The sequence below is a fragment of the Planococcus sp. PAMC 21323 genome (assembly GCF_000785555.1).
Lineage (GTDB): Bacteria > Bacillota > Bacilli > Bacillales_A > Planococcaceae > Planococcus.
Window position 1 is genome coordinate 509660 of record NZ_CP009129.1, and the last position, 12680, is coordinate 522339.

Sequence of the window (12680 nt, forward strand, 5' to 3'; positions counted from 1 at the left end):
TAGACCTGTTCGCGTTAACGGCAGGGCTAACGGAAGGATGATTGACATGGCATTTCTAGACAAACTCAACCAACTTAAAGACAAGTCGATCGAAAAAGGCAAAGCCCATTGGGAAGAAAACAAAGACGACTACAAAGAAAAAGCTTCTAACTATAAAGACAAAGCCATGGTCATGAAAGACGACGTTGCGAATAAAATAAAAGAAAAAACGAAAAAGTGATTGATGGAGTAGCCAAGCTGAAGAGCTTGGCTATTTTTTGACTATAGAAGAAGTTTTGATTACCCGTATTTTCCGAAGCTTATTGCTCGCTTTCCGTGGGGTGGGAATCGAGCCTCCTCGTTCGCATACGCTCTCTGTGGGGTCTCTCAAACCCACTATTCCCACAGGAGTCGAGCAAACGCTTCTCCAAATACAAAGATATTTCACTTTAATATGTAAAAGTAATTACTTAGAGTAGGTTATTATCTTTTATAATACCTGTAGTAGCCAAGCTGATAAAGCTTGGCTATTTTTTTATAGACAATATACTAAGTATTGATAAAAGAGATTCCACATTCTTTTTTATACAGAATAATCAGACTTTTAATATAGCTCTATTCAAGCGATAATAGAAGAAAGGAAAGAGTGGAGGTCGTACGATGGAAAAGATTCTGTTTAGGACCATATTCTTTGTATTTATTCTTCTATTAACAGCCTGTCAGCAAGAAGAAGCTGAGCCGACTCCTGAGCAGCCGCCGGAAGAGACGACTCAAACAGTCGAATCCCCGGAAGGACGAGTGGCGGAATTTATCGAGTTGTGGAACATTAGCGATTTTCCCGCTATGCAAACCCAATATTTAAATCAGGGTACACAAACCGTCTACGGGGAAGCGAATTTTGTAACATGGCAACAAGAGCTGCACAAACAACTCGGCATTGAAAACATGAATGTGACGTATACAAAACCAGACAAAGAGACACAGTGGAATCAAGAACAACCGGCAGATTTTAAGATTAACGTAAATTTTGATTCGATTGTGGGGCCGGTGGAATTTACTAAAACCTTAACTTTGCTGTATCAACAGGATGATTGGTTTGTGGAATGGGACCCTTCGTTTATTTTGCCAAATTTAGAAGCGGGAGACCAAGTGACGACAGACCTTATTGAAGGAGCGCGCGGGGAAATTCTCGACCACAATGGCAAGGCAATTGCGTCAAATAGTGATGGCTACGAAATTGGAGTGGTTCCTGAAAACTTTGATTTGTCGAAAAAACAACAGTTGGCACAATTGCTCGGAATTACAGAAGAGACGATTGACGGGAGGCTCAATCAACCGTGGGTGCAGCCGCATTATTTAGTGCCGATTGCGCAAATCAAGGCAGACCAAGCCACACTTGATGAGCTATTTACGATTCGCGGCACCACGCAAGAAAAAGTAACGATGCGCAATTATCCGTACAACCGTGCACTATCTCACGTCACCGGCTATGTCGGCCCGATTACGGCTCAACAATTAGCTTCGTGGAGTGATCAAGGCTATACGACTGAAACTTTGGTAGGAAGGCAAGGATTAGAAGAAGTGCTACAAGAGCGGCTTCGCGGAAAAGCAGGCGGGCGTATCATTTTGAAAAAGCAGCGCGAAAATGCTGTGATTACCTCAGTTGAAAACGAACCAGTACCGGGCGAAACCGTTACATTAACCATTGACGCGGAGTTGCAGAAAAAAATCTATACAGTGATGAAAGAACAGCCGGGAGCAAGTGCGGCAATCGACCCAACAACGGGTGAAACCTTAGCACTTGTCAGCTCACCAGGCTTTGATCCCAATGAATTTGTACCAAACATCACCAATAGTCGTTTTCAAGAACTCGCAAACGATCCGTTGCAACCATTTTTCAATCGCTTTGCTGCTGTTTATACACCGGGTCCGGTTATCCAGCCAGTTACCGCAGCGATCGGAATGGAAAGCGGCACGCTCGACCCAGCGGAAGGCTTAGACATCACTGGGAAGACGTGGCAGCGCTACCGGTCATGGGGCGACTTCCGCATTACACGTCCGCGTGAAGATATTAAGAACCCCATTGATTTAGACAAAGCGCTCGTTTATTCCGATTCGATTTACTTTGCCCGACAAGCATTGAATATCCAAGACAATGATTTTCAGACAGGCTTAGAAAAATTCGGCTTTGGCGAAGAAATTGATTTTCCGATAGAGTTGAAAGCATCGCGGATTTCAAAAGACGGCACATTTGGCTCAGAAGGGCAGCTTGCCGACACCGCATCGGGGCAAGGTCAGATGCAAGTGAATATCTTGCACCTCGCCAATCTGTATAGCCCGATTTTGACTGACGGCAAACTCCACAAGCCGACTTTGTTTGTGAGTGACGAAAATCCGCAACTATGGAATGAAAACGTGTTGAGTGCTGCGAATGCGGAAATCTTGCGAAAGAGTTTAAGCAATTCAGGTGAACAACTCGGCACAAAAATTGCTGGTAAAAGCGGTACGGCGAATGAAAGAGGCAAGCAGACCAAGTGGTTCGTCGGTTATCAACCAGCAAATCCGAAGTTGATTATCGCGATGATGATCCAAGGCGACCTAAAAGTAGAGAAAATGGTGGAGGAAGCACTTGATTCAGAAGAATAAAAGTAGGCCAGGCAAGTTGCCTGGCTTTTTATGTGGAGATTTTTCTCACATAAAGTTTCAAGCTCATACAAAGATTATTTATTATAAGGTCTATTTCACGCTCAACCAGCACAATCAAATACCCAACCAGCAACAGAAAAACGAAACACGCTATTATTCACCAACCATCATGACACACCCTTTGCCCAAAAATGTCGATATCATGTCGCTGATCTAACACCGCCAAAGTTTTTATTGAAAACCAGAACGTGGAACTGTATGCTTTTCCGCAGAACGTGCTATATTTTTTAGTACAACGATTTGGAGCTCTCGAGCAACAGATCAAATCGGTTAAGAAAAGGAGGCGTCTGCATTGGGAAGGATTTAATGAAAATCGGGGAAGTTGCAAAAATGAGCGGGGTATCGACGAGAACCATCGATTATTACACGGTATTAGGATTACTACATAGCGAGCGGTCTGACACCAACTACCGGCTTTATCCGGCTTCTACCCTGCAGACGCTCCAACGCATTCACTTATTGAAAAAACAGCGTATGTCGATTCTGGAAATTAAAGAAGTGCTGGCTTCACCAAAAAGCTCGAAGACAGAGCTATTAGTAGATGAAGTATATGAAGAATTCGAATGCTTGCAACGAAAAATCACCAGCTTGGAAGAGCAGTTAAAAGATGCGCCAAGTTCTGTAAAACTGCACGTCAGCAAAGCACTCGAGCACCAATTAGCAGCAATCACTGCGTTGATCGCTTTGTTGTAAATAATTTTGGAGGTGAATCCCTTTTTTTAGGGAAGACACGTGGATATAGTTACCTTATTGAATATCGCTTTATTAATACTATTGCTGGCCTTAACGGCATTTTTTGTCGGTTCAGAGTTTGCAATCGTGAAAATTCGTATGTCGCGGCTCGACCAATTAATCGCAGAAGGCAATAAAAAAGCGGTCATCGCGAAAAAAGTAGCAAGCAACTTGGATTACTATTTGTCGGCTTGTCAGCTTGGGATTACTGTTACAGCACTTGGACTGGGTGCACTCGGAAAACCAACGATTGAACGATTGATGTACCCGATCTTTGATTTTTTTGCGGTTTCCGAAACAGTAGCATCAACCGCCTCTTACGCGATTGCGTTTATACTCGTAACCTATCTTCACGTAGTGGTCGGCGAAATGGCACCGAAAACATTAGCCATTCAATTTGCTGAGAAGATGTCGTTGCTATTGGCACCGCCACTTTACTGGTTTGGGAAAGTCATGAAGCCTTTTATTTGGGCATTAAACGGAGCGGCTCGCGTATTGCTCCGGATTTCCGGCGTTAAACCAGCGGATCACGAACAAGCGTATTCGGAAGAAGAATTAAAGATTGTCATGGCGCAAAGTTTTGAAGGCGGAGCGATCAACGAAACCGAATTGTCGTATATGGAAAATGTCTTTTCATTTGATGAGCGTGTAGCCAAAGATATTATGGTGCCACGTACAGAACTCGTCACGCTAGATAAAGACATGCCGCTCGAGGAAATTATCGAGATTTTGGATGAAAACAATTACACACGTTATCCTGTCACAGAAGATGGCGACAAAGACCGAATTCTTGGATTTGTCAGTGCCAAGAAAATGCTTCCACATATTGTTGCGGGACGCGAATGGTATTTGGAGAATTTCGTCTTAGAACTGCCAACTGTTTTTGAAGCAACCGGCTTACAAAATGCGCTAATGATTATGCAAAATGCACGCGTCCACATTGCCATTGTTGCAGATGAATATGGTGGTACGGCCGGCATGATCACTATGGAAGACATTTTAGAAGAGATCGTCGGTGAAATACGTGATGAATTTGATGCCGATGAAGTGGCTGACATTAGCAAAGTAAGCGACAATCAGTATTTGATCAATGGCCGCGTGCTGTTGAAAGATCTTGAAGAACGCTTTGATTTAACATTTGATGAAAGTGATGATATCGACACGATTGGTGGATGGATTCACTTCAAAAGCCCGGGAGATGTTGAAACCGGTGCGACGTTCGCGGACTTGAACATTTCATGGACCATCGTTGAAATGGACAACCAGCAAATCAAGCAAGTGATGTTTCATACGCATTCAAATAAGTTGAACGAATAACGTCAACTTACTCATTAATGGAGGTGAATCCCTCATTTCGAGGGAGACCAATTGGACGGACAAATAGTCATTAGTTTACTACTTATTGCGTTATTAATTATCGCAACTGCATTTTTCGTCGGTGCCGAATTCGCTATTTTAAAAGTGCGAATGTCGAGGATCGACCAATTGATCGCTGAAGGAAATAAAAAAGCTGTACTCGCTAAAAAAGTAGCCAACGATTTGGATTATTACTTATCCGCGTGTCAGCTTGGAATCACGATAACGGCGCTCGCCCTTGGTGCATTAGGAGAGCCGACCGTTGAACGGATGCTGCACCCGTTATTTGTTTCGTTCGAAGTCCCGGCCGCGTTATCGACTGTGTTGTCGTACGCGATCGCACTTTCGATCGTGACGTTTTTACACGTTGTGATAGGCGAACTCGCGCCAAAAACCTTGGCGATTCAATACGCTGAAAAAGTAACATTGTTACTTGCACCATCGTTGTACCGATTTGGTAAACTGATGAATCCGTTTATTTGGTTGATGAATGGCTCGGCACGGTTGTTACTGCGTTTATTCAAAGTAGAGCCGGCTAGTCACGAAGAAGCTCATTCGGAAGAAGAGTTAAAATTGATCATGTCGGAAAGCTTTCAAAGCGGCGAGATCAATCAAACCGAGCTGACGTATTTGAAGAACATCTTTGCTTTTGATGATCGCATTGTGCGCAACATCATGATTCCAAAAGTAGAAATCGTCTCAGTCGACAGCCGTTTGACACGTGCCGAACTTTTTGAAGTGCTGGATAACCATCAGTTTACGCGTTACCCAGTAGCTGATCATGGCAATAAAGACAGCCTCATTGGTTTTATTAACACGAAAGAATTGTTAACGAGCATGGCAGCCGGAAGAACACAAAATCCGGAATCGTTTATTCATGAAATGCCGCGTTTCCCTGAAACGACACCGATTCAAAAAGTGTTGACCAACATGCAACAAAGCCACACGCATATGGCCATCATCACAAAAGACGGTGCTATGAGCGGACTTGTGACGATGGAAGACATTTTAGAAGAAATCGTCGGCGAAATTAGCGACGACTCGTTTGAAGCAAAACCAATTTAATATGAATGAGTGAGAAGAGGAACCTGTGGGTTCTTCTTCTTTTTTTGGTAATTTATTGGTAAGGTTAAAAGAAAGAATTATACAAAGGAGAGGTGTGTATGAAAGAACAATCAGCAAGAAATACGAGAGAAGGGATTATATTTGTCGGCGCGTTAATCTTTTTTGCCGTAGCCACATTTTTTAGTTTGTACGAAGGTAGCCGTCTGGATAATGTCCCTTGGGAATGGCCGTACTCTGCGGTTTTTACTAATTGGCTAAACGGTGGTGTTGAGTCGGCTGCTGATATTTTGACGATTGACTATTTGGTATACGCTGCGAAATTCGCACCAGTGTATCCAACTATTATGTTTTTTTCTGCGTTCGCATTGCTGCTGCAACTAGCTTCGTGGATCTTAAAAAAGAGTGAAATTGCGTTAAGTGTGTTCCATCTCGTGTGTGGATTTGCTCTTTTGTTTATGAGTGGCGTATTGATGTCGTCGCCAACAGTCGGACTTGAGTTTTTCTCTCGGGTTTTCTTTGTTACGGCCTTAGTTGTGGTGATTTCAGGAGTGGTTTCTTTCGTTAAAGCTCGGAAACAGGTTGTGTGAGTGAGGTTGTTTGCGGGATCGGGTTGTTTGTTTGAGAGGAGTGATGCGTTGTTTGCAGGGACGCGCGGTTTGTTTGCGCGATAACGCTCGTTGTTTGCGGGATAGCCGAGTTTGTTTGCAAACCGCCCAAAACCAAAACCGAGTTACCCAAAACCAGAAAACCCCGACCAAAGCACGTACGCTTCGGTCGGGGTTTTCGATGAAAAGAGGGAGCAGCTGGGTGGTGGGAAGGTTGTTTGCAGGATCGGGTTGTTTATTTGCGGAAAGTGATGCGTTGATTGCAGTGACGCGCGATTTGTTTGCGGGATAACGCTCGTTGTTTGCGGGATAGCCGAGTTTGTTTGCACCACGCCAAAAACCTCAACCCCTAATTACCCAAAACAAGAAAACTGCAGACCCAGCGCTACTCGATGGATCCGCAGTTTTCGATTTAATCGGTCATCAGCTTCTCGAGTTGTTTATGCTCCAAAGCAACTTTTTCTCGCTGTAATTGAATATCCGCTAGTTTAATCTCGGATCTCCGATGTATATCAAAAGCAGCGAGAAGAATTGTTCCAATAGAAATTATTGTAATCATTAAGTAAAATCCGATTTCCAAGGTAGTCTCTCCTTTTATCCGTTAAGAGCTTGTTGTGCACGGTGCTGATCTTTTTTCTCCACATACAAATCATATTGTGCGGTATTTGTCATGGCGTCGCGCATATGTGAGGAACCGATATGACCTTCAGTACCGTGAACATTGGCATTTACTCGTAACACCGTGTCATAGCTGATGCCTTGTGTGCGAAGTTTATCGACCGCTTTGTAATACATATCATCACCAAAAGCAGTGTAAGCCAAATGCTTTTTCTTAAAAAATATCCACCGGATTAGTCCCATATCGCAACGCCTCCTGAGTATTATACGCACAATCGATCAAATGTTTCATTTTAGAAAAAATGGAACGCAATTTCCAAAAGAGCGTATAATAAAGGAACACTTGGAACGAAGAGAGGAGCATTGCCATGCAAAGCTACACTTTTTTATTTTTCGTGGTCGGACTGGTTGTCTTGGTTACGATGATTGCCCCTTATTTTAATTGGTGGGTGAAAAGCATCATTGTTATTTATTACGGCAGCTTGTCTTTTATATTTATCAACAAGCACACGTCCATCAATAGAACATACAAAGACATCACCCCGGTTCCCGCTGCCTATTGGGAAGAAAATTCGCAATGGGTGTGGACTATATCCAATCTGATTTTTTGGCCGTTTGGCATTATGCTGTTGTATATTTTCTTTCGGCTGTTTCAACGCGCTGAAATACTTTCTGCTAAAGTCTTTATCGCTATCGGTTTGTTGCTAGCTGTTATGCTCATACTTTTCTTGAATTTCGTTTTTAATTTTGAATATGGTTATCTTCCTTAAGAAATATTTACTTTTTTTGAAACATTTAGTTAATTTATTCGTAATACTATTATAGGCGCAACGCCATAGTCTATTCAATAGGATGCGCCAATCAGCAAAAGGGAGTGGGAAAAACATGCAATCATTAGGAATTATTACAGTCATTATTGCGCTAGTCATCATTGCAGCAATTGCCGGCATCGGGTATTTTTTCTGGATGAAGATCCGTTACCGTACCGCGAAATCCAATGAGGCGCTAATTATCACGGGTCCAAAATTAGGCGATCCGCAAAAAGATACGAATATTTTCACCGATGACGAAGGGCGTTCAATGAAAATCATACGAGGCGGCGGTTATTTACTGAAACGTTTCCAAACATCAACGCCTGTTAGTTTGACTTCATTTCAACTGAAACTTGCGACACCGCGTGTTTATACAAACGCTGGGGTACCGATTGTTGCAGACGCTGTTGCCATGGTGAAAGTCGCTGACACGTTAAACGGCATTGCCAATTATGCCGAGCAGTTTCTTGGGAAAGAACAAGAAGAAATTGAAACAGAAATTATCGAAGTACTGGGCAGTAATTTGCGTGCTATCCTATCGAAAATGACGGTAGAAGACATCAATAGCGACCGCGAGAAATTCAACACGGATGTACAAGACGTTGCCCAAAAGCAACTAGATTTGATGGGCTTTAAAATCACGTCACTCGGCTTGACCGATTTGCGTGATGCGGATGAAAATAATGGCTACTTAGAAAACCTAGGTCGACCGCGTATCGCAGAAGTGCGAAAGCTTGCTGAAATCGCAGAAGCCAATACCGAGCGCGAAACACGTATTCACCGCGCGCAAACCGACCAAGAAGCAAAAGAGGAAGAGTACAAACGCCAAATTTCTACAGCCGAATCGAAAAAAGAAAAAGACATAAAAGACGCCGCGTTTAAAGAAGAAACCGAACGTGCACGTGCCAAGTCGGAACAGTCTTACGAACTGGAAAAAGCCAAACTTGCAATGGAAATCCAAGACGAAGAACTCAGTATGCAATTTGCGGCACGTGAACGCGCAGTTAAACTTGAAGAAGAAGAAAGCAAAGTGCGTAAAACAAAAGCTGATGCGACTTACTACGAAACGACACGTTCCGCAGAAGCTGATGCGCGCCGTGCTGTTATCGACGGGGAAGCAAAAGCGAAGATTAAGCGTGACGAAGGTGCTGCAGAAGCAGAAGTTATTCGTGAGCGCGGTAAAGCAGAAGCCGAGTCTCGTAAATTGCTTGCTGAAGCAATGGAAGAGCATGGCGACGTGATCATCACCGAAAAACTAATCGACATGCTGCCAGTATTCGCGGAGAAAGTTGCCTTGCCACTAAGCAATATTGAATCGGTGAAAATCATTGATTCCGGCAACGGCCAAGGCATTCCATCATTTGGCCGAAGCGTCACGAAAACGATGGTCGACATGCAAGAACCGTTGAAAGAAATGACCGGTATCGATATCGGCGATTTGCTGAAGTCGTACGTCAATCGCAACAACCAACCCGCAGCGCAAGCACCAGTTGCAACAATGCCTGTGGTGCAAAAAGAAGAAACGGTTGAGGATATGAATCAACCTGAAGAAGAATTGTAAGAGAATATTGCAAGGAATAAACCCTAGGGCCTTAAAGGTTCTTGGGGTTTTTATTGTCTAAATTTTTCTACATAAAGTAATCAAAATAAGGTAGCATAAGAAATGAAGTGAAAATTTAGATAAAAGGGGAGTTAGAAATGAAAGGGATTACACGTTTTTCGAATAATTTGATGGAGCGTTATTTACCGGATCCGTTTTTATTCGTGATCATTTTGACGGTAGTGGTGTTCGGACTGGGCTTAGGCTTAACGGATTCGTCGCCTGTGCAGATGGTAGCTTTTTGGGGGGAAGGATTCTGGGCGTTACTGGCATTCTCGATGCAAATGGTGCTCGTACTCGTTACCGGATTTGTACTAGCGAGCAGCCCGATTTTCAAAAAGGGACTGGGCAAGCTAGCGAGTTTTGCGAAGTCACCAGGCAGTGCTATTTTGTGGGTATCGATTGTGTCACTTGCAGCAAGCTGGATCAACTGGGGCTTTGGCTTGGTAATTGGTGCGTTGTTTGCAAAAGAATTGGCAAAGCGTGTGGAGAACGTCGATTATCGCTTATTGATTGCCAGTGCGTATTCAGGTTTCTTGATTTGGCACGCGGGATTTTCGGGTTCGATTCCGTTGTCGATTGCAACAGAAGGACATCCATTTGCAGACAAAATCGGTATTATTCCTACGTCAGAAACAATTTTTTCAAGTTATAACTTAATTATCGTTCTGGCATTAATCATCATTGTGCCGTTACTCAATCGCATGATGATGCCGAAAAAAGAAGAAACCGTTACAGTAGATCCAAAAGTGTTAGTCGAACCGGTTGCGGAAGACGTTCCGGCAAAAGGCGATATGACACCAGCAGAACGCCTAGAAAACAGCTGGATTTTATCGATGGTTATAGGTGTTTTAGGTATTGCATTTATTGTTTATTATTTTAACAATAACGGTTTTGCGTTAACGCTCGATTTGGTTAACTTTATGTTCTTGTTCCTCGGCATTCTTTTCCACGGAACGCCGCGCAAATACTTGATCGCCGTTCAAGAAGCGGTCAAAGGAGCAGGTGCCATCATCGTTCAATTCCCGTTTTACGCAGGAATCATGGGCATGATGACAGCTTCTGGATTGGCAGCGGTCATTTCAGAAGCGTTCGTTAGCATTTCAACAGTCGACACGTTCCCACTTTTCGCATTCTTAAGTGCGGGACTCGTTAACTTTTTCGTTCCTTCAGGTGGCGGACAATGGGCGGTACAAGCCCCGATTATGTTAGAAGCTGCTGAAATGCTTGGCAGCGACCCGGCGAAAGTCGCGATGGCTGTTGCATGGGGAGATGCTTGGACAAACATGATCCAGCCGTTCTGGGCTTTGCCAGCACTGGCAATCGCTGGGCTTAAAGCAAAAGACATCATGGGCTTTTGTGTGATTGTGCTAGTGGTTAGTGGTGTAGTGATTGGCGCAGGGTTATTGTTTTTGTAAAGTAAAGATGAAGAGTGGCCTTGCCTGTGATTTGGGTAAGGTTTTTTTGTGCTACTAATTTAGTAGTTTATTGTAAAAAAAATAACCAATTTCTATATAAATTAGTTTAATATTGTGTTAACTTAGTAATAATATAGTTCAAATGAATTAATGCGATAACCGAAAAGGCCTATCGATAGGAAATGGAATTCTGAAGAACAACTAATGATATCAGGAAAAATACTTTACTAGATGAAAGGGGCGAGTGATTTATGTGGAAAAATAAGAAGTTATGGACATCTGCGGGACTAATCGTACTGTTAAGCGGCTGTAGCGGAGAAGTGGTAGACGTAGATGAACCTGTTCTTGAAGTTGCAGAAGTCGATGCTGCAGAAACAGAAAAATCTGAGAAAGAAGTAGATGACAAGGAAAAAGAAGAAGCGGAGGTAAAAGCTGAAACCGAAGCAGCAGAAAAAGCAAAATCTGAGGAAAAGCAAAAGGCTGAAGTAGAAGCAAAAGAGAAAGCAGAAGCGGAAGAGCAAGCGAAAGCAGAAGAGCAAGCAAAAGCAGAAGAGCAAGCAAAAGCTGAAGCCGAAGAGGCAGAACGCAAAGAAGCAGAAAATGCAGGTTCAGTATCTCAGCAACAAGCTGTAGGAATGGCAGAAAATTATATCTCATACACCGCATTTTCGAAAAGCGGACTGATCGAACAATTGGAATTTGAAGGATTTAGTAATGCAGATGCAGCATTTGCTGTAGAACAAATCGATGTCAGTTGGAACTCGCAAGCAGTACTAGCAGCTGAAAATTATATCGCGTATACTGCTTTTTCGAAAAAAGGACTGATCGAACAGTTGGAATTCGAAGGTCATAGTAACGGCGATGCAGCAAACGCAGTAGAAGAAATCACTGTGGACTGGGGCGAACAAGCCATGTTAGCTGCAGAGAATTATCTTGAATACACGTCTTTCTCAAGATCTGGGCTGATTGAGCAACTGGAGTTTGAGGGGCATAGTAATGCTGATGCTACGAATGCAGTGAATGCGGTAGGACTTTAATAAAAGACATAGAAGACTGTTATCTGAAATAGATAGCAGTCTTTTATGTTGTACCGGATAGGAACAAGTAAAGGGATATCGTATGGTACTGTTCAGCTACTTGAAGATTGCTTCTAGAAATTTCTGAAAGGGCGAGGGATATGTCTATTCGAGTAGTTTTGCACCCATGAACGTCGCAAAATGTTTTTCTGTTAATAGCGTTTTTGATTGGGGTGTTCAAAAATCTTCTGCCGTAAAAATAGCTAGTTTTTTTCTCTGCGCAGTTTTAGTTCTAGTCTTGAAGTTTTACTTTCAGCAAATCGTCGCTTCGCCCATTTTAATGCTGCCACTCTGTCCATCCACATAATCGATGCCCCATTCACAATTCTCTTTGTTCTCCCATTCAACGATGTACTGTCCACTTTCATAACCAACGGAAAGTATGTCGACTGTGCCGATGGAATTTATATGGTGTTGCTCTACAAGTGCTGCAGCTTCATTTTCTGTAACAGTAGGATCGGTAGGAGAACAACCACTAAATAGTAAAAGACATGTCAGTAAGATGCTGAGACTACTTGTTTTCAACTTATTCACCTCTTGTTAGGTAGACGGACACGGGAGAAGTAAGGTTACATAGAAATTTTGAACCAACAGAAAAATAGATTTTAAAGAGAATATTAATAAAAATATAAAATATTTTGTTTTTTTACACTATAACAGTTAAATAATGTTAATATATTTTTATTGAGTATCTATTTGCTGGGATGATTAAA

The 12680-nt window shown here is 42.8% G+C and carries 13 protein-coding genes; 10 read left to right on the plus strand and 3 right to left on the minus strand.

Features of this window, described 5'->3' with window-relative positions:
* The first annotated feature begins 46 nt into the window (after positions 1–46).
* The 6 genes from PLANO_RS16035 to PLANO_RS02705 all read left to right on the plus strand — a co-directional run bounded on the left by PLANO_RS16035 (position 47) and on the right by PLANO_RS02705 (position 6425).
* Positions 47–220: a hypothetical protein gene (locus tag PLANO_RS16035; RefSeq protein WP_197053101.1), complete on the plus strand. Its 174-nt coding sequence runs from the start codon at positions 47–49 to the stop codon at positions 218–220.
* Between the two features lie 419 nt (positions 221–639).
* Entirely contained in the window at positions 640–2625 is a 1986-nt protein-coding gene (locus PLANO_RS02680; protein ID WP_038702765.1) for a penicillin-binding transpeptidase domain-containing protein, read from the plus strand.
* Positions 2626–2991: 366 nt separating this feature from the next.
* Positions 2992–3378, plus strand: coding sequence for a MerR family transcriptional regulator (locus PLANO_RS02690; RefSeq protein WP_038702769.1), 387 nt, complete (start codon positions 2992–2994; stop codon positions 3376–3378).
* 39 nt (positions 3379–3417) lie between these two features.
* Complete coding sequence (locus PLANO_RS02695; RefSeq protein WP_038702771.1) at positions 3418–4734, plus strand: hemolysin family protein; 1317 nt, start codon at positions 3418–3420, stop codon at positions 4732–4734.
* A 51-nt stretch (positions 4735–4785) separates the two neighbouring features.
* A complete protein-coding gene (locus tag PLANO_RS02700) occupies positions 4786–5838 on the plus strand; it encodes a hemolysin family protein (protein ID WP_038702773.1) in 1053 nt (350 codons plus the stop codon).
* A 98-nt stretch (positions 5839–5936) separates the two neighbouring features.
* The gene (locus PLANO_RS02705) at positions 5937–6425 is read left to right on the plus strand and encodes a DUF4306 domain-containing protein (protein WP_038702775.1); all 489 of its coding nucleotides are present in this window, start codon (positions 5937–5939) and stop codon (positions 6423–6425) included.
* A gap of 430 nt (positions 6426–6855) precedes the next feature.
* On the opposite strand, the gene PLANO_RS16040 is transcribed toward PLANO_RS02705, so the two are convergent.
* A complete protein-coding gene (locus PLANO_RS16040; protein ID WP_197053102.1) occupies positions 6856–7023 on the minus strand; it encodes a hypothetical protein in 168 nt (55 codons plus the stop codon).
* A gap of 14 nt (positions 7024–7037) precedes the next feature.
* A complete protein-coding gene (locus PLANO_RS02710; protein ID WP_038702777.1) occupies positions 7038–7304 on the minus strand; it encodes a hypothetical protein in 267 nt (88 codons plus the stop codon).
* Positions 7305–7429: 125 nt separating this feature from the next.
* Here PLANO_RS02710 and PLANO_RS02715 point away from each other — a divergent pair, with 125 nt between their 5' ends.
* The 4 genes from PLANO_RS02715 to PLANO_RS02730 all read left to right on the plus strand — a co-directional run bounded on the left by PLANO_RS02715 (position 7430) and on the right by PLANO_RS02730 (position 11928).
* Complete coding sequence (locus PLANO_RS02715; RefSeq protein WP_038702779.1) at positions 7430–7831, plus strand: hypothetical protein; 402 nt, start codon at positions 7430–7432, stop codon at positions 7829–7831.
* Positions 7832–7946: 115 nt separating this feature from the next.
* Entirely contained in the window at positions 7947–9434 is a 1488-nt protein-coding gene (locus PLANO_RS02720; protein ID WP_038702781.1) for a flotillin family protein, read from the plus strand.
* A gap of 137 nt (positions 9435–9571) precedes the next feature.
* Entirely contained in the window at positions 9572–10891 is a 1320-nt protein-coding gene (locus PLANO_RS02725; protein ID WP_038702783.1) for a short-chain fatty acid transporter, read from the plus strand.
* Between the two features lie 251 nt (positions 10892–11142).
* A complete protein-coding gene (locus PLANO_RS02730; RefSeq protein ID WP_038702785.1) occupies positions 11143–11928 on the plus strand; it encodes an Ltp family lipoprotein in 786 nt (261 codons plus the stop codon).
* 291 nt (positions 11929–12219) lie between these two features.
* Here PLANO_RS02730 and PLANO_RS02735 read toward each other — a convergent pair whose 3' ends face one another.
* The gene (locus tag PLANO_RS02735; protein ID WP_038702786.1) at positions 12220–12492 is read right to left on the minus strand and encodes a hypothetical protein; all 273 of its coding nucleotides are present in this window, start codon (positions 12490–12492) and stop codon (positions 12220–12222) included.
* Positions 12493–12680 lie beyond the last annotated feature (188 nt).